At 66.7% G+C, this 21,118-nt stretch carries 17 protein-coding genes; 7 read left to right on the top strand and 10 right to left on the bottom strand.

Going from position 1 to position 21,118, the window contains the following annotated elements:
• Window positions 1–65: 65 nt before the first annotated feature.
• Window positions 66–1,145, top strand: coding sequence for a methionine ABC transporter ATP-binding protein (locus RB623_RS16310; protein ID WP_308057949.1), 1,080 nt, complete (start codon window positions 66–68; stop codon window positions 1,143–1,145).
• On the top strand, window positions 1,126–1,782 hold the full coding sequence (locus RB623_RS16305) for a methionine ABC transporter permease (protein ID WP_308057948.1): 657 nt from the start codon (window positions 1,126–1,128) through the stop codon (window positions 1,780–1,782). The genes RB623_RS16310 and RB623_RS16305 overlap by 20 nt, the downstream gene beginning before the upstream one ends.
• A 53-nt stretch (window positions 1,783–1,835) precedes the next feature.
• On the opposite strand, the gene RB623_RS16300 is transcribed toward RB623_RS16305, so the two are convergent.
• Complete coding sequence (locus RB623_RS16300; protein WP_308057947.1) at window positions 1,836–2,861, bottom strand: LacI family DNA-binding transcriptional regulator; 1,026 nt, start codon at window positions 2,859–2,861, stop codon at window positions 1,836–1,838.
• A gap of 450 nt (window positions 2,862–3,311) precedes the next feature.
• Here RB623_RS16300 and RB623_RS16295 point away from each other — a divergent pair, with 450 nt between their 5' ends.
• The 5 genes from RB623_RS16295 (at window position 3,312) to RB623_RS16275 (ending at window position 8,113) form a co-directional block, all read left to right on the top strand.
• Window positions 3,312–4,418: a fatty acid desaturase family protein gene (locus RB623_RS16295; RefSeq protein WP_308057946.1), complete on the top strand. Its 1,107-nt coding sequence runs from the start codon at window positions 3,312–3,314 to the stop codon at window positions 4,416–4,418.
• 79 nt (window positions 4,419–4,497) lie between these two features.
• Window positions 4,498–4,812, top strand: a complete 315-nt coding sequence (locus RB623_RS16290; protein WP_308057945.1) for a MocE family 2Fe-2S type ferredoxin — start codon at window positions 4,498–4,500, stop codon at window positions 4,810–4,812.
• Window positions 4,813–4,852: 40 nt separating this feature from the next.
• Window positions 4,853–6,073 carry an FAD-dependent oxidoreductase gene (locus RB623_RS16285; RefSeq protein ID WP_308057992.1) on the top strand — a complete coding sequence of 407 codons (1,221 nt, stop codon included), beginning with the start codon at window positions 4,853–4,855 and terminating at the stop codon, window positions 6,071–6,073.
• A gap of 23 nt (window positions 6,074–6,096) precedes the next feature.
• Window positions 6,097–6,897, top strand: coding sequence for a 3-methyl-2-oxobutanoate hydroxymethyltransferase (locus tag RB623_RS16280; protein ID WP_308057944.1), 801 nt, complete (start codon window positions 6,097–6,099; stop codon window positions 6,895–6,897).
• A 760-nt stretch (window positions 6,898–7,657) separates the two neighbouring features.
• On the top strand, window positions 7,658–8,113 hold the full coding sequence (locus RB623_RS16275; protein ID WP_308057943.1) for a MucR family transcriptional regulator: 456 nt from the start codon (window positions 7,658–7,660) through the stop codon (window positions 8,111–8,113).
• A gap of 235 nt (window positions 8,114–8,348) precedes the next feature.
• Here the strand turns inward: RB623_RS16275 and RB623_RS16270 are convergent, their stop codons facing one another.
• The 9 genes from RB623_RS16270 to RB623_RS16230 all read right to left on the bottom strand — a co-directional run bounded on the left by RB623_RS16270 (window position 8,349) and on the right by RB623_RS16230 (window position 21,118).
• Window positions 8,349–10,184 (bottom strand): heavy metal translocating P-type ATPase, encoded by a 1,836-nt coding sequence (locus RB623_RS16270; protein ID WP_308057942.1) that lies wholly within the window; start codon window positions 10,182–10,184, stop codon window positions 8,349–8,351.
• Between the two features lie 373 nt (window positions 10,185–10,557).
• Window positions 10,558–11,343 (bottom strand): ATP-binding cassette domain-containing protein, encoded by a 786-nt coding sequence (locus tag RB623_RS16265; protein ID WP_308057941.1) that lies wholly within the window; start codon window positions 11,341–11,343, stop codon window positions 10,558–10,560.
• Window positions 11,337–12,323, bottom strand: coding sequence for an ABC transporter ATP-binding protein (locus tag RB623_RS16260; protein WP_308057940.1), 987 nt, complete (start codon window positions 12,321–12,323; stop codon window positions 11,337–11,339). The genes RB623_RS16265 and RB623_RS16260 overlap by 7 nt, the downstream gene beginning before the upstream one ends.
• On the bottom strand, window positions 12,320–13,342 hold the full coding sequence (locus RB623_RS16255; protein ID WP_308057939.1) for an ABC transporter permease: 1,023 nt from the start codon (window positions 13,340–13,342) through the stop codon (window positions 12,320–12,322). The genes RB623_RS16260 and RB623_RS16255 overlap by 4 nt, the downstream gene beginning before the upstream one ends.
• On the bottom strand, window positions 13,339–14,172 hold the full coding sequence (locus RB623_RS16250) for an ABC transporter permease (RefSeq protein ID WP_308057938.1): 834 nt from the start codon (window positions 14,170–14,172) through the stop codon (window positions 13,339–13,341). The genes RB623_RS16255 and RB623_RS16250 overlap by 4 nt, the downstream gene beginning before the upstream one ends.
• A gap of 59 nt (window positions 14,173–14,231) precedes the next feature.
• A complete protein-coding gene (locus RB623_RS16245; protein ID WP_308057937.1) occupies window positions 14,232–15,803 on the bottom strand; it encodes an ABC transporter substrate-binding protein in 1,572 nt (523 codons plus the stop codon).
• A gap of 38 nt (window positions 15,804–15,841) precedes the next feature.
• Window positions 15,842–17,587, bottom strand: coding sequence for a hydantoinase B/oxoprolinase family protein (locus RB623_RS16240; RefSeq protein WP_308057936.1), 1,746 nt, complete (start codon window positions 17,585–17,587; stop codon window positions 15,842–15,844).
• Window positions 17,574–19,031 carry a hydantoinase B/oxoprolinase family protein gene (locus tag RB623_RS16235; protein WP_308057935.1) on the bottom strand — a complete coding sequence of 486 codons (1,458 nt, stop codon included), beginning with the start codon at window positions 19,029–19,031 and terminating at the stop codon, window positions 17,574–17,576. The genes RB623_RS16240 and RB623_RS16235 overlap by 14 nt, the downstream gene beginning before the upstream one ends.
• Entirely contained in the window at window positions 19,028–21,118 is a 2,091-nt protein-coding gene (locus tag RB623_RS16230; RefSeq protein ID WP_308057934.1) for a hydantoinase/oxoprolinase family protein, read from the bottom strand. Before RB623_RS16230 ends, RB623_RS16235 begins: the two co-directional genes overlap by 4 nt.

Below are 21,118 nucleotides of genomic sequence, written 5' to 3'. Positions count from 1 at the left end.
CACCCTGCGGCGGCCTGCGTTCCACGCGGGCCGCCGACCTGTTTTTGCACGGGCCCATACGTATAATGAACGTACATATTTCGGCAGGAGTGCCGGTGGAACACGCCGAACTGAGACAAGACGTCGTCCGCCTGACCGACCTGCGCCGCCGGTTCGGAAAGACGCCGGCGCTCGACGGCGTCTCGCTGACCGTCCACAAGGGCGAGATTCTTGGCATCATCGGTCGCAGCGGTGCCGGCAAATCGACGCTCATCCGCTGCCTCAACGGCCTGGAGCGGCCCGATTCCGGCGAGGTGTTTATCGAGGGCCGGGAGATCAGCCGGCTCGGCGAGTCCGACCTGCAGCCGCTGCGGCGACGCATCGGCATGATCTTCCAGCATTTCAACCTGCTCTCGGCCAAGACCGTGGCGGAGAACGTCGCCCTGCCGTTGAAGATCGCTGGAGTTGGCAAGGCGGAGCGCACCCGCCGCGCCGCCGAGCTTCTCGACCTCGTCGGGCTGCCGGAGAAAGCAAGAAGCTATCCGGCGCAGCTTTCCGGCGGCCAGAAGCAGCGTGTCGGCATCGCCCGCGCGCTCGCCGCCAATCCGGCCCTGCTGCTTTCGGACGAGGCGACGTCGGCGCTGGACCCCGAGACGACACGCTCGATCCTGGCGCTCTTGAAGGACATCAACCGCCGGTTCGGCCTCACCATCCTGCTCATCACCCACGAGATGGAGGTGGTCCGATCGATCGCCGACCGCGTCGCGGTCATCGATCAGGGGCGCATCGTCGAGGAAGGACCGGTCTGGTCGGTCTTCGCCGAACCCAAATCCGAGATCACCCGGAGTCTGCTGGCAGGCATGCGTCCCCAGTTGCCGCAGGAGATCGCAGACAGGCTTTCACCAGAGCCTGTCGGTGACGCCGTGCTCAGGATCGATGTCTTCGGCGACGCGGCGCGCCAGGCGCTGCTCTCCGATCTTGCCGGGACGCTGAAGGTACCCTTCCGCCTGATCCATGGCGGCATCGAGACCATCCAGGGCGAGCCGGTCGGCACGCTGTTCCTAGCGATCCGGGGTTCCGGCGAAGACGTGGCCAGGGTCAGCCAGTTTCTCGAAGCGCGCGGTGCGCGAACGGAGGTGCTCGGCCATGTCGCCGGTGATGCTTGAACTGCTTGTCCGCTCGACCTGGGAAACCATTCTGATGACGGCGGCCTCCGGCCTGATCTCGCTGGTCGCGGGCCTGCCGCTCGGCCTGGCCATGGTCGCCACCGATCGCGGCGGCATCGCCGAAAATCTTTGGTTCAACCGTATCCTCGGCGCCGTCATCAACGGTTTTCGCTCGGTGCCTTTCATCATCCTGCTGGTCGCCTTGATCCCGCTGACGCGGCTTATCGTCGGCACCTCCATCGGCACCTGGGCGGCGATCGTGCCCCTGTCGATCGCCGCCACGCCCTATTATGCGCGCATCGCGGAAGTATCCCTGCGCGAGGTCGACCACGGGCTGGTCGAGGCGGCACGGGCCATGGGCGGCAACCGCTGGACGATCATCCGCGAGGTGCTGGTGCCCGAAGCGCTGCCCGGCCTGGTGGCCGGCTTCACCGTGACCCTGATCACGCTTGTCGGCGCATCGGCGATGGCGGGCGCGATCGGTGCGGGCGGGCTGGGGGATCTCGCCATCCGTTATGGCTACCAGCGTTTCGAGACCGTGGTGATGGTGGCGGTGGTTGCTGTGCTGATCGTGCTGGTATGCCTCATCCAGTACGCCGGCGACCGTCTCGTTGCGCGGCTCGACCACCGGGCCTGAAGCCTGTCACGCAGGACAGGCCGGATACCCGTCTTCGGCGGCGCGGGAAGCGCTCAGACGCTCTCCGGCAGGTAGATGTTGAACGGCAGAAAGATCTGCGCCGGCGCATTGCCGCCCGGCTTCAACGCCTCCGCCATCAACGGCACGATCTCGCGGCAGATGAGGTCGCGCGGCGTGGCGATCACCATGGTCAGCAGACCCTCCGCCAGGGCGGCGCGCCTGTCCGCGGTCAACTCGTTGCAGACAGCGACCGGACGCCGGCCCGGATCCATCTCGCGAAGGGCTGTGACCAGCCCGCCGGAACCGCCGCCGGCGACGTAGACACCGGCTAGGTCGGGATGCTGGCGCTGGAGGTCGAGCATGGCCTCGTGCGTGAGTTCGTGGGCTTCCAGGTTGACGATGGTGTCGAGGACGGTGAAGTCCGGCGCCTCCTCGCGGAAGAAGGCGCGAAAACCGATCTCGCGCAATTCGTGGCCGTGGAACCGGTGGCTGCCGACAAAAAGCGCCACCTTGCCGGGGCGCGCGCAGCGCGCGATCATCCAGGCCGCGGTGCGCCCGACCTTGCCGTTGTGCACGCCGACATAGGCTTGGCGCGCCGCCGGCGCGAAGTCCGACAGCAGCGCGAACACCGGCACGCCGCGCTCCTTCAGCCGCTCCACCGCGGCGGCGAGCGTGGGATGCTCGGGGGCGACCATCGCGACCGCGTCGCAGGCTACCGCCATGGCCTCCAGGCTGGCAACGGCCTCAGCAGGTTCCTGAGGGGAAATGAAATCGATCTTGCAGGAAGCCCGCAACCCTTGCGCAGCGGCGACGGCGTCGGCGATGTCCTGCGCGAAGGCGCCGTAGAACGGCTGGTCGGTTTTCAAAAGCAGAAAGCCCAGCCGCACCGTGGGCTGGTCCTCGCGCAGCCGCTGGCCGATCAGCCCGGCGGCATGGAAGCCGATCCGCACCGCGGCCTCGTAGACCCGGCTAGCGGTTTCGGTGCGGACGGGGAGCCGCCGGTTCAGCACGCGGTCGACGGTAGCGACGCTGACGCCGGATTCGCGCGCGAGCTGCTCGATCGTCGGGCGCTTGGCCATGGCAGAGGAACTCCGTTGCGGCAACCCTAGAGCGTGTCGCGCCCAATCGGGTTCATTCTGTTTCTCGTTTGGCGAGGCGATCCACAAGGAAGGTCGCGAAGGTCGATGTGGTTCATCGGCCGAGCGACCTGACGAAGTGGGCGCCCGCCAACCGGAAACCCGAAGGGCCGGGCCGGTTTGGGCCAAATCCATCGGGCTTCGTCTTGTCCGGGCCGCCAGCCCGGCCTGCGACGAAGCCCTCGACCTTGACCCAAACCGTCGCCGGCAGAATGAATCCGATTGGGTGCGACACACTCTAATACCCCCGGCGAGACTGTCAGGCAATGATAGAAATGATATGAAATATAGCATGCCGATTGAGGGTTTTTGCGGCTCCCTCTATGATGCCTGCCAGAATGCGTTGACGCCGCCCCGCGATCCGGCCGGGACAGCTCTCACGCCGGGGAGGTCATGACAGTGGCTGCAGCCGAGTTGGTCAAAAGCAAGCGCGACTACAGCCTTGTCGGCGAAAGCTCGAAGCGGGCCATCGAGACGGGGTTGGCCTCGGCCGAATGGTATCACACCGAAGTGCCGCGCAAGGTGATGAAGGAGCTGATGCAGCGCTCCGACGGGCCGGCGATCCGCGACACGATCATCTGGATCGCGGCCATTCTCGGCTCGGCCGCCGGCGCGGTTCTGTTCTGGGGCACCTGGTGGTGCGTGCCGTTCTTCCTGGTCTACGGCGTGCTCTACGCCTCCTCCAGCGACTCGCGCTGGCACGAATGCGGCCATGGCACGGCTTTCAAGACGCAGTGGATGAACGACGCCGTCTACCAGATCGCCAGCTTCATGCAGATGCGCAACCCGGTGACCTGGCGCTGGAGTCACGCGCGCCACCACACCGACACGATCATCGTCGGCCGCGACGCCGAGATCGCGGTGATGCGGCCGCCGGACCTGCTCAGGGCGGCGCTGGCCTTCACCGGGCTGCTAGACTTCCGCTTCTCGCTGCCGATCCTGGTGCGCAACGCCTTCGGATATCTCTCGCCGGACGAGAAGGATTTCATCCCCGAGTCCGAGCAGCCCAAGGCGGTTGCCGCCGCGCGCTGGCATATGGCGATCTATGCCGCGACGATCGCCCTTGCACTCTACATGTGGTCGTTCCTGCCGCTGATGCTGATCGGCCTGCCGCGCCTCTTCGGCACTTGGCACATGGTGCTGACCGGCCTGCTGCAGCATATCGGGCTGGCCGACAACGTGACCGACCACCGGCTCAACACCCGCACCGTGTACATGAACCCGATAAGCCGGTTCATCTACTGGAACATGAACTATCATGTGGAGCACCACATGTTCCCGATGGTGCCGTATCATGCGCTGCCTAAGCTGCATGAGATCATTAGACACGACCTGCCGGCGCCCAGCCCGTCCATGTGGCATGCCTACAAGGAAGTCTGGCCGGTGCTGATGAAGCAGCTCAGATACGAGGATCATTTCCTCAAGCGCGACCTGCCGCCGACGGCAAAACCTTATCGCGGCGAGTTCCACGACCTGACCATTGCGGCGGCGGCCGAATAGACCGCGCCCCGACGACGGAACGACCGGACCGCGGCGCAGGGGCGCGTGGGACCGGCGGCACTCAAGCGGAAAGACGACCATGGCTGAATGGATAGAGGCTTGCGCGGCGGACGACATCGATGAGGAGGATGTGATCCGCTTCGACCATGGCGGCCGCACCTTCGCGATCTACCGCTCGCCCGACGACGAATATTTCGCCACCGACGGGTTGTGCACGCATGAGAAGGTGCATCTGGCCGACGGGCTGGTGATGGACGACATCATCGAATGCCCGAAGCACAATGGCCGTTTCAACTACAAGACCGGCGAGGCGAAACGCCCACCGGTCTGCGTCGACCTCAGGACCTATCCGGTCAGGGTCGAAGCCGGCAAGGTTTTGATTCAGGTCGGCTGACGGCGCGGGGAGGAGAGGTTCCGTGGGATCGGAAGCGGGAATGGTCATCGTCGGCGCCGGCGAATGCGGCGCCAGCGCCGCGCTGGCGCTGCGGGAGCAAGGTTATGCCGGACCTGTCACGCTGATCGGCGCCGAGCCGCATCCGCCCTATGAGCGGCCGCCGCTGTCGAAGGACGCCATGGCCGACGAGGCCGAGCCCATGCCGAAACATGCGGCGAGCCCGCAGCGCCTCACCGAGGCCGGGGTGACCCATCTCGCCGCGACCGAGGTCCGCGTCATCGACCGGCAGGCCAAGACGGTCGCTACGGCCGACGGGGCGTCGCTCGGCTACGACAGGCTGCTGATCGCCACAGGTTCCTCGCCGCGCCGGCTGCCGCTGGCCGAGGGGAGCCGGCGCTGCGTCACGCTGCGCACCTTCGACGACGCGCTGGCGATCCGCGCGCATCTGCGCGCCGGTGTCCGCGTGCTGATCGTCGGCGGCGGCTTCATCGGGCTGGAACTCGCCGCTTCCGCCCGGAAACTCGGCTGCCCGGTGACCGTCATCGAGGCGCAGCCGCGCATCCTGATGCGCGGTGTTCCCGCCGAGATCGCAGAGACCATCCATGCCGCCCATGGGTCCGCGGGCGTCCACGTCCTCTGCGGCAAAGGCATCGTGGCCGTCGAAGACATCACTGGCGGCGTGCGCATCCGGTTGGCAGACGGCCATGCGGTCGAAGGCGATCTCTGCGTGATCGGCATCGGCGCCGTGCCGAACGTCGCCCTGGCCGCGGCCGCCGGCCTGGCGATCGACAATGGCGTCGCGGTCGACGGGAATCTGCGCACCGGCGATCCCGATATCTTCGCGGCCGGCGACTGCTGTTCGTTCCCGCTGGCGCTCTATGGCGGACGGCGGGTGCGGCTGGAAGCGTGGCGCAATGCCCAGGAGCAGGGCGCGCTCGCCGCCAAAAACATGCTCGGCGCGGGCGAGGCCCACGATGCGGTCCCGTGGTTCTGGTCGGATCAGTACGATCTCGGCTTGCAGATCGCCGGGCTGCCGGACGAAGGCGTTGAGACCGTGTGCCGCGATCTGGGGGCGGATGCCTTCATCCTTTTCCATCTCGCCGCCGATGGCCGGCTGGTGGCGGCCAGCGGCATCGGACCCGGGAATGCCGTCGCGCGCGACATCCGCCTCGCCGAGATGCTTATCGCCAGACGTGCCGCGCCGTCGCCCGAAAAACTCTCGGCGGCGGATACCAAGCTCAAATCCTTGCTCGCCGCCTGACCGGAAAATTGAGGGAACCGACCATGGCCAGAACCAGACCGACCATACACGACCTGCGCGCGATGAAGGGAAAGCGCCAGCTCACCATGCTGCGCGTGATGACGCTCGACGAAGCGGAAGCCGCCGAGCGGGCCGGCGTCGACATCGTCTCCATCCCGCCGGACCTGCTGCTCAACCCGCAATACCGCGACGCAGCACCCAGCCTGTTTTCCATGCCTGGCGAGAATTTCTACGAGATAGGCACCGCCGACGATTTCGTGCGCTGGGCCTTCCGCATGTACAAGGCCGGCGCCGACGCGGTCTATTGCAGCGCGAGCTACGCCACCGTGAAGCGCATGGCCGACGAGGCCATCCCGGTGATCGGCCATGTCGGGCTGATCCCTTCACGCGCCACCTGGACGGGCGGTTTCAGGGCAGTCGGCAAGACCGCCGGCACGGCGCTGGAGATTTTCGACGCCATCAGGAAATACGAGGCCGCAGGCGCCTTCGGCGCCGAGATCGAGGTCGTACCGGCCGAGGTCGCCGAAGCCATCTCGAAGCGCACCTCGCTGTTCCTGCTTTCCATGGGGGCCGGCGCCGGCTGCGACGCACAGTATCTGTTCGCCGAGGACGTGCTCGGCCAGAACCGCGGCCACATGCCCCGTCATTCCAAGGTCTACCGCAACTTTGCCGCCGAATACGACCGGCTGCAGGCCGAACGCATCGCCGCCTTCTCCGAGTTTGTCGCCGACGTGAACGGCAAGACCTTTCCCGAGGACCGGCATGTCGTCAGGATGGACCCCGCGGAATTGCAGAAATTCCTGCGGGAGATAGACCGCCTGTGACGAGGCGGCCCCGGCCGACGAGCAGGCCGCGGCGGCGAGCTTTGCCGGCCCTGCCCTGTCGGTCGCCGCACCGACCGTTGATGGCTTGAAGGACCTCTCGCGCGCGAAACTCCCGCCGGCCGTTCGCTTGTTCTCGACAAAGCCCTCGACCCAAACCGTCGCCGGCAGAATGACCGGGGATCATCTCATCTCGCTCTGAGCGGAGGGCTGATTCGATCCAATCCGCACCCTGCTCCCGAATCCCCAACATTCCAGTTGCCGCCGGATGAAATCAGGATCACAGTTTCCCAGGGCAGAAGGGGTAGTAACATGTGGATTCAGCTTACCTCCACCGATGGCAGGACAATCAGCCTCAATTCGAAGCATCTCGTTGCGTTGCGCGACCACGGGGACTGCACAATGGTCACGCATTGCTACGGCGAGGCCTTGGTAAAGGAGAGCCAGCCGGCGATCCTGTCGGCGCTTCGCTTGCACGCGATTGATCGTACGGGCGCAAAAAGCGAGCGCGGCCATACGGTTCAGTAAACCGAATCGGATCGCGCGACGTATCAAAAATACTGGCAGCGGGAACGCGGACCGCAGCCTGCGCTGCTGCCTTTTTTCTCAAGGAAGTTGTGGAAATTCACCTTTTTGCGCCGGGTTTGGCCCAAAAGAACAAAATATTTTACTATACTCATGATTAAAATCATTGCCTCCAGGGAAAATTGCCGTCTAAAAACATCTATCTGAAATGTCGATGCGCAAGAAGGCAAGGCATAACATGACAAACGCAATGGATCGCGACTCGATCGTCGCCCTGACGGCCGAACTCGTTTCGGCCTATGTTTCCAACAATGCGGTGCCGCAGGCCTCGCTGCCCGACCTGATCGCCAGCGTCCATCGTTCGCTGATCGACGTGGGAGGCGAACCTTCGAAGCCCGAGCCGGAACCGGCCAAGCCGGCAGTGCCGATCAAGAAGTCCATTTTCCCGGACTATCTGATCTGCCTGGAGGACGGCAAGAAGTTCAAGTCGCTGAAGCGGCATCTCGGCGCGCATTACGGCCTGTCGCCGGACCAGTACCGCCAGAAGTGGGGCTTGCCGCCCGACTATCCGATGGTCGCGCCGAACTACGCGGCAAGGCGCTCGGAACTGGCCAAGGGCATCGGTCTCGGCCGCAAGCCGGAACCGGAGCCTGTCGCCCCGGCCAAGCGCGGGCGCAAGCCCGCGGCAAAGTAGCGGACGCGGGCCCGGCCGCACCGGTTCGGATGTTTCGCTACGGAATCTCGCAAGCTTCGCGGCGAATGCCGCGAGCGCGGCGTCACGTGTGGCATACGGCTGGCGCTAGATGTGAGCTTTCAGAAGGTCGTCCTTGATCAATCGGCTGAGCAGCCGGATGGTCATTCGCTTCGAACAGGGTAAGCGCGGCAAGGACCGCCGCGTAGCGGCACCGCAGAAGCCATGAGCGGCGGTGCTACTTCAGCGCGCGCAGCGCGTTGAGAATGACGGCGACATCGATCGCTTCCTGGACCAGGGCGCCGGCCACCGGCGGCAGATAGCCGAAGGCTGCCACGATCATCGCCACGATGGACAACCCCAATCCGACGAAGACGCTTTCCAGCGCGATGCGACGCGTGCGATGGGCAACATCAAGGGCCTTGGTCAGGTTCTGGAGCAGGTCGACCAGAAGAACGACGTCCGCGGTTTCAGACGATGCAGCCGAACCGCGAGCCCCCATCGCAACACCCACATCGGCACTCGCCAGAGCCGGGGCATCGTTGACGCCGTCGCCCAGCATCATGGTGGGCGCGCGACTGCATTCGCGCCGGACGATTTCGACCTTGTCTTCAGGTGACAACTCGCCGAAAGCGTCGTCGATCTGCAGTTGCCGGGCGACCGCGGCGACCACCTCCTTCCGGTCGCCGGAAGCCAGGACCAGCCTGTCGATGCCGGCGCGTCGGAATGCGTCCAGCAGGGAGGCGGCGTCCGGGCGAACCTGGTCGGCGAGGACGATTAGGCCGGCCACTTCTCCGTCGATCGAAACAGCAACGACTGCGGTCCCCTCGGGAACGCCTTCGCGGAGCGCGTAGGGGTCGCCCTTTTGACTCCGAGCACGAACGAATCTGCTTCCGCCGACGACGACACGACGTCCGTCGACAGCACCCACGATTCCGGCGCCAGCGTCTTCGCTGACCTCGGTGGGCAAGGACAGTTTCAGACCACGCTGCTGGGCAGCGGCGATAAGTGCTTCGGCAACAACGTGGTTGGATGCCTGGTCGAGCGAAGCCGCCAGTCGCAGCACCTCGTCCGCGTTCCATTTCCCGGAGGTCTTGATGTCGCTGATCGTTGCCTGGCCGAAGGTCAGGGTCCCCGTCTTGTCGAGGATCGCGGTGCGTATCTTTGCGAGCATCTCGAGCGCCCCGCCGCTCTTGACCAGCACGCCTGATTTGGCCGCGCGCGACATGCCCGAGATGATGGCAACAGGCAGCGCAAGGATCAGGGGGCAAGGCGTCGCCACCACCAGAACCGCGAGGGCCCGGACGCGGTCCCCCGAGATCCACCATGCCGCGCCCGCGATCACAAGCGTCAGCAGCAGGAACCAGATGGCGAAGCGGTCGGCAATGCGGACGCTCGGCGCCTTGCTTTCCTGGGCCTGCCGAACCAGGCGGACGATGTTGGCGTAGGTGCTCTCGGCGGCAGGCCTGGCGACGGTGAGGTCGAAGGCGTTGCCGACATTGGTGGCGCCGCTCGGAACCTCCTCGCCTGCGCGTTTTTCGACCGGCACACCTTCGCCGGTCATCGCCGATTCATCGACCAGCGCGCCGTCGGACGAGAGATCGCCGTCGACCGGGATCACCTCGCCGTGGCGCACGAGAATCCGGTCGCCGGCGGCAAGCGCCTCGATCGGGACCTCTTCCAGCCCGCGCGCCGCATACCGCATCGCGGTATGTGCGACCCGGCCGAGCAATGCCGTCATTTCACGGCGGGCTCTCCCTTCCGCATAGCTTTCAAGAAACTGCCCGCCGGCATACATCAGCGCGACGACGTTGCCTGCCAGGGGTTCCCCGAATGCCAGGGCGGCCGACATCGATAGGGCAGCGACGATGTCGAGGCCGACATCCCCGCGCCGCAGGCTTGTGATGATCTCCGCGATCAGCGCCGCAAGAACGGGAACGGTGCCGGCGATCCAGGCCCAGGTCGACCACCCCTCCTTCCCCGCCAGCCAAGCTACGATGCCGACAACCAAACCGGCCGTCGCCACGGCGACGAGAAGTGATCTCAGTTTGAAAATCGCGATCGGGGCAAACACTTCTGTTCTCTATGATATTGTTTCAGCGATATCGTAGACTCAATCCCGATCTATCTGCCAGATCGAAAACGCCAGCGGACAAGACTAGATAGTGCCCACTCCCGCGCAGCCATGCGTGAGATAGCGCGTGTCGCTTCCTTGGCGGCGGCATAGGTGACCGGCGTTGCCTGCCCCTGAAGGCCCGCTCCCAACGCGAAATTCACGATGGCGCCACCCCTTCTCGGCACATGAAAAGATGCTCGCGATGCCGGAGGTTCAGCCCGACGCCCGAAGCTCGACACCAATGCGGATTGGCTGCTGCGCCTGAGCAACCTCTTATGTTGGCCACAATGCGCATTTGTATGCGGTTGGACATGGACTATTCCGAAACAGGTCAGCCGCGGTGGTCGGACCACCGCGATGCCTCCAGCAGCCCCTTCGTGTAGGCATTGTCCGGCGATCCGACGATCTGGTCGGCGGGACCCCGCTCCACCAGCCGTCCACGTTCCAGCACGGCGATTTCGTCGCACATGAAACGCGCCACCGCGAGGTCGTGCCCAATGAACAGATAGGACAGGCCCCGCGCCTGCTGGATGTCCTTCAGGAGGTTCAGGATCTGCGCTTGGACCGAAACGTCGAGCGCCGACACCGGTTCGTCCAGGATCAGCACCTTGGGCTCGGTGATCAGCGCCCGCGCGATCCCGATCCGCTGGCGCTGCCCGCCCGACAAGGTGCGCGGCAACCGCGTGGTGAAGTCGGCGGGCAGTTCGACGGCGCGCAACGCCGCCGCGACACGGTCCTCCCGCTCGCTGCGGGCCATCCCGCCGGCGATGACCAGCGGCTGCTCGAGCAGCGCCGCTACCCGCATGCGCGGGTCGAGCGCACCCGAAGCGCTCTGGAACACGGGTTGGACCTCGCGCCGGAACGCCATCAGCCGCGACGGCGCGTGGCCCGTGATGTCCTCGCCGCGGTACAGGACGGTGCCGGACGTCGGATCGACCAGGCGCAGCGCGATGCGCGCCAGCGTCGACTTTCCCGAGCCGGACTCACCGATGAGGCCGAAGGTGCGGCCGCCTTGCAGCGAGAACGACACGTCGTCGACGACGCGCGCCGGCTCGCCACCCCTGCCGAACAAGCCCTTGCGCGGATAAGATTTGGTGATGTTGATGAGGTTCAGCATGACGCCGCAACCTCGCTTTCGGCACCCGCGAGATGGCAGGCGACACGGTCGCCCGACCGGTTAGCGAGCAACAGCGGCCGTTCGTTCCGGCAGATGGCGACGCCCCGGCCCAGCGCGCAGCGCGGCTCGAAGGCGCAGCCGCCTCCCGCTGCGCCGGCCCGCGGCAAAACTCCGCCGATGGTGCGCAGCCTCGCCGGCTTCTCGTCAAGCCGCGGCCGAGCATCGAGCAGCCCCCGGGTGTAGGGATGGACGGGGTTCGCCATGGCGCGGGCGACCGTCGTCAGGCTCACCAGATTGCCGCAATAGAGCACTGCGAGATCGCCGCAGAAACGGCCGACCACGCCGAGATCGTGGGTGATCAGGATAACGGCCATGCCGCGCGCCGAGGCGATGCGGTCGAGCAGGCGCAACACATTGGCCTGCGTGGTCGCGTCGAGAGCTGTCGTCGGCTCGTCGGCGATCAGCAGTTGCGGGTTGCCGGCAAGTGCCGAGGCGATCATGATCCGCTGCAGCATGCCGCCGCTGAATTGGTGCGGATAGTCGTCGAGGCGGGCGGCCGAGTCGCGTATCTCGACCTCGGCCAGCAGCGCAGCCGCCCGCTCCCGCGCAGCCCTTCTGGAAATGTCCGGCTCGGCCGCGGCGATTGCGTGATGCATGTGGCGGCCGACGGTGTGGATCGGGCTGAAGCCACCCATCGGGTCCTGGTAGACAAAGCCGATGCGGCCGCCGCGAATGGCGCTCATGGCACGGTCGTCGCCGATCGGCAGCGCAGCGCCGGCAAACCGTATCGTCCCGGAGACGCTCGCCGTGTCGACGAGCAGGCCGAGGATGGCAAGGCCGAGGGTCGACTTGCCGCTGCCGGACTCGCCGACCAGGCCGAGCCGATCACCAGGAGCCAGCTTCAGGTCGATGTCGTCGAGGACGCGCAGCCCGCCGAAGGAGACGCTCAGCCGTTCGATTTCGAGCAGGGATCCGGTCATCCGGCGGTGTCCTTGCGGGCGATCCGCGGATCGATGGCGGCGACGAGAACATCGACGCACAGATTGGCGACGATGTAGACGACGGCGCTGAGCAAGATGAAGGTCTGCACCACGGAATAGTCCTGCTGCAGGATGCCCTGGGTGACCAGCGCGCCGGCGCCCGGCCAGTTGAAGACGCGCTCGACCAGCACGCTGCCCGCCAGCATCTGCCCGAGGACGAGGCCCGAGGCCGTCAGCGTCGGCACGATCGCGTTGGGCACGACGTACCGCCTGAACACCTGCCACCGCGTCATGCCCCGGCTGCGGCCGACCAGCACGAACGGCTCGTTGGCGACGTCGTCGAGATTGGCCCAGAACAGCCTGAGCAGGAAGCCGAACGGCAGCAGTCCGAGCGTCACGGCCGGCAACAGCAGGTGGCGGCAAGCGTCGGCAAAAGTTGCCAGATCCCCCGCCAGCAGCGCATCGACCGTGTACAGCCCGGTGACGGACGGTGGCGGCGGGACACCGAAACCCAGCCGGCCGACCGGACCCGGGAAGAGGCCGAGGCACTCGAACCCGACCATCAGCAGGATAAGGCCGAACCAAAACTGCGGCACCCCGATGGAGAAGCTGGCAAGGGTGCGCAGCAGGCGCGTGATCCAGTCGCGCCGGGCATAGCTGCCAACCATGCCGCAGAGCAGCGCCATGGCGACGGCGATCACGAAAGCACAGAGACCGAGCTCGATGGTCGCGGGAAACCGGTCGGCAAGCAGGCTGCGCACCGGCTCGCCCATCGCGTAGGACTTGCCCCAGTCGCCGGTGACGAAATCCGCGATGTAGTGGACGAACTGCACGACATAAGGCTTGTCCAGGCCCATCTCCGCCCGCAGCGCCGCGACCGCCTCGTCGCTGGCGAAGGCGCCCAGCACGAGCCTTGCCGGATCTCCCGGACCGACACGCAAGGTGAGGAAGGCGAACAGCGCGGCGCCCAGCGCGGCGGTGAGCGACAGTCCGAGACGGGCGAGGACCGTCCGGATCACGGGCGCACCTCCTCGCCGTCGCCGCGCAGCAGGCCCGACAGCCGGTCGGCCAGCATGTTGGCTGCGCTGACCGCGAGCAGGATGCCAAGGCCGGGAAACACCGCGATCCACCACTGGCCGGTCAGCGCGTAGGGCATGCCGTCGGTGATCATCACGCCCCATTCGGCGGTGGGAATCGGCGCGCCGAGGCCAACGAAACCGAGCCCGGCCAGCGTGGCGATGCCGTAGCCGAAGACCGCGGCCGACTGTACAAGCATCGTCGAGGCCGAGTGGGGCAGAACGTGGCGCATGACGATGAGGGCCGGGCTGGCGCCCATCGCCCGCGCCGCCTCGATGAAGGGCATCGCCAGGATACGTCTGGTCTCGCTGCGCATCAGCCTGGCGAAGAACGGCAAGGTCGACAGGATGACGCCCAGCACCGCCGTCGCGAGGCCGCCGCCGAGGCCGATCGCCACCGCCATGGCGAGCAGGATCGGCGGAAAAGCGGCAATCGAATCCGACATGCGCATGACGAACGCGTCGACGACCCCGCCGAGCCGAGCCGCCAGGATGCCGAGCAGCGCGCCCGGCACCAGGCCGCCGACCATGACGACCACACCGACGAGCAGCGACAGCCGCCCGCCGTCGAGGAAGCGGGCAAGCACGTCGCGCCCGTTGGCATCGGTCCCCATCGGATGGTCCCAGGAAGGTGGCGCAAGCACCGCCGCGAAGTCCATGTCGTAGGCGTTGTGCGGCCAGGCCATCGGCCCGATCAGCGTCAGCAGCACCAGCAGCGCGAACATGGCGAGCGGCGGGGCCAGGATTCCGTAACGGTTGCGCGCTGTCATCATGTTCGGGCGGCTCCGGTTGCACCCGACGGCGGCGCTCGGCGCCGTCGGGTGGTCATGCCTCAGCGACCCCAGAGTTGCAGCTCGAACGGCCCGTCCTGGGAGAAGTCCCAGTGCTTCACGTCGGCAGACAATACGGCGGTATAGCGGTCGGCATAAAGCGGGATTCGCGGTGCGTCCTCGATCCACAGGGCCGCGATCTTGTCCCAGATCTCTTGACGCTTGGCAGCGTCGGCGAGCGGCAGCGCCTCGTCGAGCAGCGCTTCAGCGTCGGCGCTGCAATAGTTGGCTGTGTTGTAGGGAGAAGCGCAGCGCAGGTCGTAGTTGAGCAGCCACGCCGGATCCTGGATCGACGGGCCGTCGAAGCGGATCAGTGCACCAGCCTTCTGCGGCACGACGACCGCCTCGGCGAAGGCCGATGCCGACAGCTTGGTGATCCTGACGTCGACGCCGATCTGTTTCCACGCACCTTGCAGGATCGTGGCGATCTGCTCGTGCGCCGGCAGGCCTTCGCGGATCGCGAGGTCGAGCACGATCGGCTGCGGCACGCCGCTTTCGGCGATCAGCGCCTTCGCCTTCTCCAGGTCGTAGGGACGCGCCGCACCGAGTTCTTCCTTGAAGGTCGCAAAGGCCGGCGGAAACGGTCCGTAGAAGCTGTCGCCGTAACCGAACAGCACACTCTTGAGGATCGCCTCGTAGGGCGTGGCGTAGCTCAGCGCCTGGCGCACCTTCACATTGTCGAACGGCGCCTGCTTGTTGGGCAGGCTTGCCAGCAGCCAGCGCGACGCCGGAACCGAGACGATCTTCAGGTCAGGCGCGCCGGCGAGGCTCTGCAGCGCCTGCTGCGGCATTCCGAGCGTGACGTTGGCGCCGCCGTTGCGCGCCTGCAGCAGCAGCGCCGACGGGTCGGAGATGAAGTTGACGGTGATTTCGGTCTCGAGCGGCGCGGCGCCGCTCCAGTTCGGGTTGGCGACGAATTCGGCACGCACGCCGGGCTGGTATGATTTCAGCATGTATGGACCGGAGCCGGCGGCGTTGGTGGCGAGCCAGTCCTTGCCGCCATTGGCGTCGACGGTCTTGACGTCGACCATGCCGAGATTGGGCTGAGTCAGCGCGTCGACGACCAGCGGCTCCGGCTTCTTCAGGGTGATCACCACGGTCCCCGCGTCCGGCGCAGCGATCGACTGCGTGTTGCCGGTCTGCGCGGCCTCCATGTAGTAGCTGCCGCAGCCGCCGCTCTTTAGCGCGCGATTGAGCGAGGCGGCCGCGGCAGGCCCGTCGAGCGGGTTGCCGGAAGCAAACTTGAGGCCGGGCTTCAGCTTGATCGTGATGGTGAGCCCGTCTTTCGAGACTGTGTAGCTTTCGGCCAGGTTGCCGACGATCTTGCCGGAATCCTCCGCGGTGACCGTGACGCCGTCCGGACCGGCAACGCTCTTGCGGGCATAGGTCAGCAGCGGCGCGTAGAGCGGGCTGACATAACCATTGTCGGCGATGTCGCAGACATAGGCCGGATCGATGGTGGCCGGCGCCTGCCCGGTGTTTACGACGAATGGAGCGGCGGCTGCCGCTCCGGATTGCGCGACGGCGAGCAGCGCCGCGGCGGCAAGCAGTTTCACGTCAGTTCTTGGTGTCATTTGTGCTCTCCCATTGTTGTCCGCTGGTTCGCCATCCTCTATTGCGCGGCTGCCGGCACCGGGCTGCGCAATCGCGCGGTGGTATCCTCGTCCACCGTCATCGTTTCGAGGTTGATGGCGACGCCGTAGACGGAATGTGCCGCCTCCGGCGAAACATAGTCGTTGAGCACGTCGGCAAGAACCGACGTCTCAGGCCGACCGAACGGCTGGCCCCAGCCGCCACCGCCGCCGCGCAGGAACTCGATGGTGCTGTCGCTGGCGAGCCGATGATTGTAGACGACCTCGGTGACCGCCGTTCGGATGCCCTCGGAGGTGAGGGCGAGCGCATTGGGCGGGCCGTCGTGGCCGCCGCAGAAACCGCGCGTCGGATGGCGCACGCCGGCGAGCATCGCGTTGGTGATGTTCTCGGCCAGGAAGCGGATCCGCGTGCCGACGCCTGGCGCGCCGCGCCACAGCCCCGCGCCCTCGGTGTCGCGCACATATTCGTGGCGCTCGATGCGCATCGGATACTGCATCTCGTTCATCTCGATCGAGGGCAGGATCACGCCGGTCATCAACGGTGGATAGAGACCCCAGCCGTCGGTGCCGTAAGCGGCGCCGGCGCCACCCGTATAACCATGGAAGTTCAGGCTGATCCACGGCTTGCCGTCGGCGTAGTGTCCGCTGGTGTAGGCCAGCGGCAGCTTGTGGCAGTTCACGCCGACGCGCTCAGGCGCGCATTGCGAGAGCGCGAGCAAGGCCACCTCTGCGATCTCGGCGCCGCAAATGCAGGTGCAGTTGCCGACCGGTTTTGGCCAGCGCGGGTTGATCACCGTGCCTTCGGGCGCGACCACCTTGACAGGATTAATGTAGCCCTCGTTGATCGGCACGTCCTCGTCGACGCAGGACGCGATGGCGACGAACACGAAGGACAGCGTGTTGGCGAGCGTCGAATTGACAAAACCGTCGACCTGCGGCGCCGAACCGGTGAAGTCGAAGGTGATGTCGGAGCCGCGCACGCGCGCCGTGCAGGCGACGCGGATGTCGTGCGCGCCCTGGTAGTCGTGGTCGATGAAGGTCTCGGCGAAATAGTCGCCGTCCGGCCAGGCCGCGATCTCGGCGCGCACCCGCCGCTCGGTGTAGGCGATGTTGTGGTCGATCGCCTGGCGGACATCGGCGAGACCGAAACGCTCGACGACGCGCTCGATACCGCGCGCCGCCGTCAGGCAGGCGCCGCGCATGGCGTCGAGGTCGCCCTTCAGCCAGCTCTCGGCACGATTGTTGGCGAGGATCAGGTCGAACACGTCGCCGCGCCGCTCGCCCTTCTCGTAGAGCTTCAGCGGCGGCACCACGACGCCATCCTGCCAGATGTCGCGCGACGCCGGATTGTAGCCGCCGGCGACGGGTCCGCCGCTGTCGGCGAAATGGGCGCGCACCACCGGGAAGAACACCGGCTTGCGGTCGGCGAAGACCGGCAGGATCACCACATGGTCGGGGATGTGCGTGCCGCCATGGCCGGGATCGGAAGCGAGGATGATGTCGCCCGGATGGAGGTCGTTCTTGAACACGTCCAGTGCCGCCTGCACCGCCGAGCAGATGGCGTAGAGGTGGAGCGTGCAGCCCGGCGCCTGGGCGATCAGCCGCGTCTTGCCTTCGTGCAGCTCGAAGATCCCGGTGGTGAAGTCGTGCGCCTCGTTGAAGATCGGCGAGCGCGCGGTGCGCGTCACGGTCGCGCTCATCTCCTCGGCGGCGGTGTCGAAAGCGCCGGCGACAACGCGGGCGCGGATCATATCAGCGGACTGCATCGGAGCCTCCGAGGTCGCGGCGCGCGTAGGCGAAGGTAACCAGCGCGCCGGCATCGAGGTCGAGGACGTTCGAACGCTCTCTGGTGAGCCGCCGGCGCTGGCGCACGACGGGCCGGTTGACGTCCCCCGTCGGAGGAATGATGGCCTCCAGGCCGTCGCGCGCGATCTCGACCTCGGCGACGATGCCGCCGTGATCGTCGAATTCGCGAGAGAGCAGCCGGAATGTGCCGGCGGTCTCGAGCTCCTCGGCGGATGGCGTGACCCGCATGCCGTCCAGCGTGTTGCCGCCGGCGGCTCCCGCCGCCGGGCGATAGGCCGGCGACAGTTGCACCGGCTCGGTCTGGTCGCGTGACCCGACCGTGTCGAAGACGACCATGGTCGGGGCAGCAGCGGAAAGCACGGCGGTCCCGCCGGTGGCTTCGGCGAGCGCGGCCGAAACCAGCGGCGCCACCAGCCGCCAGCCGAGGCTCACCGCCGCGGGATAGGCGGGGTTCACGCAGCGATCCTCGCCGACGGCGATCGTCACCGCATCGAGCAAGCCCTCGTTGACGACGATCTCGTCGAGCAGCCCGGCAAAGAGCTGCGCCACCACGGCCGCCCGCGTCGCCGACGGCGTCAGGTTGGCGGAACGGTTGTGCGTCGGTGAACTGGCGCCGAGGTCGACGCGGATCGCGTCGCCTTCCTGCTCGAAGCGGGCGACGACCTCGATCGCGCCGAACCCGTCCTCGACCAGGCTCGCCTTGCCCTGGCCACTGGCCGCTATCCCCCCAAGGCTGCGAATGGCGCGGGAGCGGGCATAAGCGATGCCGTATTCGGCGGCGGCGGTGAGCGCGGCCAGGCCGTGCGCGTCGATCGTTGCGCCGATCTTGTCAGCGACACGGGAGGTTGCGGCGAAGGCTGCGGCGAGGTCGCCGCGCAGGCAATCCGGCGCCCGGGTGTTGCGCAGCACGTAGCGGAGCACGTCCTTCTGCGGATTGCCGCCGCGGTTGAGCTTAACTGGCGTGACACGCAGGCTCTCCTGCCAGACTTCATGCGCGTCCGGCTGCAGCAGCCCCGGCACGTTGCCGGCGAGATCGACCGCGGCGAACCGAACCGCGGCAAAGAAGGCGATGTCGCCGCCCGCCTGAACCGGCCGCACCACCGTCAGGTAGCCGCCCGAGGTGCCGCCGAAATACGGGTCGCCGACCAGCAGCATGTCGCCGTCGGCGATGTTGAAGGAAAAATAGTCGACGAGGCGGCGCACCGTGTCGCGCACCGCCGCGAGCTGGCTCGGCTCGCCCTGTTCCTGGGCGAGCAGGCGGCCGTTGGCGTCGAGCACGGCGCAGGCGTGCTGCCCTTCATGAATGACCAGCGCCGAGCGCGCCATCCGGCGGAAGGTGTCGGCACCCTCGCGGCACAGTGCCACCAGCCGGTTTTGCAGGATCTGGGAGGCCGGGGCCGTCATTGCAGGCTCCCCGCACGGCCGTTCTCGATGATGCAGTTGCCGTAGGAATCGATCAGCGCTTCCTGATCGGGATAGACGATGATCGTCGTTCCCCAGTTCTCGATCGCCGCCGGACCGGTGATGAAGTGACCTGGCCTCAGCTTTTCGCCGTCGTAGACCGTAGCGTCGGCGCGGCCGCCCGAAAACCAGATCGGCCGGGTGTTCTTTACCGCCTCGGCGGCGTTCTCGCTGCCGAAGCTCGCGCCGCACAGCCGGATTGTGTCGCGCACGCCCACCACGTCGACGCGCAGCGTCAGCAACTCCACCGGGTGGTTCACATCCTTGTGCGCGAAGAGCTGCTCGTGCTGGTCGTGGAAGGCACGCACCGTGGCGTCGATGTTGAGCGCCGTCACTCGCCGCGTGCGCGTGCGCAGCGGAACTGTAAGCTCGTGCACCTCGCCTTCATAGCGCAGGTCGAGGCCGCGGCGCAGCTCGAAGTCGTCGGTCACGTTCTGGCCAGCCAGCCGGCGCCGCGCCACCGCTTCCATCTCGTCGAAACGGGCGTTGAGGTCAGCGATGTCGAGCGTGGCGAGCTTGCCGAAATGGGTGCGCGACTCGCTGACCTTCAGGTTGGCTACGGTGTCGCCAAGGGCGCAGAAGACCGGCCCGGCAGCCGGTACCAGCACGGAGGTCATGCCCAGCAGCTCGGCCTGTCGCCCGGCATGCAGCGCGCCGGCGCCGCCGACCGCGACCAGCGCGAAATCGCGCGGGTCGAGGCCGCGGCGCGTGGTCACGAGATGGCTGGCGTCGGCCATGTTGTTGTTGACGATCTCGGAGATCGCCTGCGCCGCCTCGATCACCCCGATGCCGAGCGGTTCGGCGACGTGGACACGCACCGCCTCCGTCGCCGCCTTTATGTCCAGCTTCATCTCGCCGCCGAGGAAGAAGTCGGGGTTGAGCAGGCCGAGGATCAGGTTGACATCGGTGGTGGTCGGCCGGGTGCCGCCGCGCCCGTAGCAGGCCGGTCCCGGCAGCGAGCCGGCGCTTTCCGGCCCGACACGCAACGCGCCGCCATTGTCGATCCAGGCGATAGAGCCGCCACCGGCGCCGATCGTGTGGATGTCGAGCATCGGCAAGGCGATGCGGTAGCGCGCGAGCCAGCTCTCAGTGGTCATGCCGGGGGTGAGATTGGCGATGACCGAGATGTCGTAGCTGGTGCCGCCCATGTCGACCGTCATCAGGTTCTTGTAGCCGGCAAGTTCGCCGATCATCGCCGCGGCGGTGACGCCGCCGGCTGGGCCGGACAAAAGGGTGCCCACCGCGTGACGCGTCGTCTCCGCCGCAGTCAGCATGCCGCCGTTCGACTGCATGATGAACAGCTCGCCGGCGAAGCCTTCGGCGCGCAGCTTGTCGTCGAGATGCGAGATGTAGGACTTGATCGCCGGCCCGACATAGGCGTTCACCACCGTCGTGGAGACGCGCTCGAACTCCCGGATCTCCGGCAGTACCTCATGCGACAGGCTGACATAGAGGCCCGGGCATTCCTCCTCGATGAGCTCGCGGGTGCGGCGCTCATGGTCGGGGCGGATGAAGCTGAACAGGTAGCAGACCGAGATCGCCTGGACGCCCTCTGCGGCCAGAAACCGGGCGGCCTTGCGCACGGCAGTTTCGTCGAGGGCGGTAAGTACGGCGCCCTTGCTGTCGACCCGCTCCGGGACGCCAATGCGCAGCCGGCGCGGACAGATGGCATGCGGTGCCTCGAGACGCGGGTTGAAGGTGCTCTCCTTGTAGGAGCGGCGGAACTCCAACTCGTCACGAAAGCCTTCGGTGGTGATCAGGCCGACCTTCGCGCCGCGATATTCCAGCAGCGCATTGGTGGCCACCGTGGTGCCGTGCACGATGATCGAAACGTCTGACAGCAGGCTCGCGAGGGTCAGGCCGATCTGGCCGGCGATCTTGCCAATGCCGGCGAGCACGCCGTCAGACTGGTCCTTGGTCGACGGGGTCTTGGTCGTATGGACTTCGCCATCGGCTCCGCTGAGCACGATGTCGGTGAACGTCCCGCCGACGTCGATGCCCAGGCTCCATTTGCGGCTTGCAACGGCCAT

Source organism: Mesorhizobium sp. LHD-90 (genome assembly GCF_030929505.1).
Classification (GTDB): Bacteria; Pseudomonadota; Alphaproteobacteria; order Rhizobiales; family Rhizobiaceae; genus Kumtagia.
This window is presented reverse-complemented; position numbering and strand designations above follow the sequence as displayed.

Excerpts from the sequence above, each read along its gene's own strand:
- RB623_RS16230 (WP_308057934.1), bottom strand. The coding sequence starts at position 21,118 with ATGGCCGTTGCAAGCCGCAAATGGAGCCTGGGCATCGACGTCGGCGGG.
- RB623_RS16260 (WP_308057940.1), bottom strand. The coding sequence starts at position 12,323 with ATGACCGGATCCCTGCTCGAAATCGAACGGCTGAGCGTCTCCTTCGGC.
- RB623_RS16240 (WP_308057936.1), bottom strand. The coding sequence starts at position 17,587 with ATGCAGTCCGCTGATATGATCCGCGCCCGCGTTGTCGCCGGCGCTTTC.
- RB623_RS16285 (WP_308057992.1), top strand. The coding sequence starts at position 4,853 with ATGGTCATCGTCGGCGCCGGCGAATGCGGCGCCAGCGCCGCGCTGGCG.
- RB623_RS16280 (WP_308057944.1), top strand. The coding sequence starts at position 6,097 with ATGGCCAGAACCAGACCGACCATACACGACCTGCGCGCGATGAAGGGA.
- RB623_RS16300 (WP_308057947.1), bottom strand. The coding sequence starts at position 2,861 with ATGGCCAAGCGCCCGACGATCGAGCAGCTCGCGCGCGAATCCGGCGTC.
- RB623_RS16250 (WP_308057938.1), bottom strand. The coding sequence starts at position 14,172 with ATGATGACAGCGCGCAACCGTTACGGAATCCTGGCCCCGCCGCTCGCC.
- RB623_RS16310 (WP_308057949.1), top strand. The coding sequence starts at position 66 with ATGAACGTACATATTTCGGCAGGAGTGCCGGTGGAACACGCCGAACTG.
- RB623_RS16305 (WP_308057948.1), top strand. The coding sequence starts at position 1,126 with ATGTCGCCGGTGATGCTTGAACTGCTTGTCCGCTCGACCTGGGAAACC.
- RB623_RS16275 (WP_308057943.1), top strand. The coding sequence starts at position 7,658 with ATGACAAACGCAATGGATCGCGACTCGATCGTCGCCCTGACGGCCGAA.
- RB623_RS16265 (WP_308057941.1), bottom strand. The coding sequence starts at position 11,343 with ATGCTGAACCTCATCAACATCACCAAATCTTATCCGCGCAAGGGCTTG.
- RB623_RS16235 (WP_308057935.1), bottom strand. The coding sequence starts at position 19,031 with ATGACGGCCCCGGCCTCCCAGATCCTGCAAAACCGGCTGGTGGCACTG.
- RB623_RS16295 (WP_308057946.1), top strand. The coding sequence starts at position 3,312 with ATGACAGTGGCTGCAGCCGAGTTGGTCAAAAGCAAGCGCGACTACAGC.
- RB623_RS16290 (WP_308057945.1), top strand. The coding sequence starts at position 4,498 with ATGGCTGAATGGATAGAGGCTTGCGCGGCGGACGACATCGATGAGGAG.
- RB623_RS16245 (WP_308057937.1), bottom strand. The coding sequence starts at position 15,803 with ATGACACCAAGAACTGACGTGAAACTGCTTGCCGCCGCGGCGCTGCTC.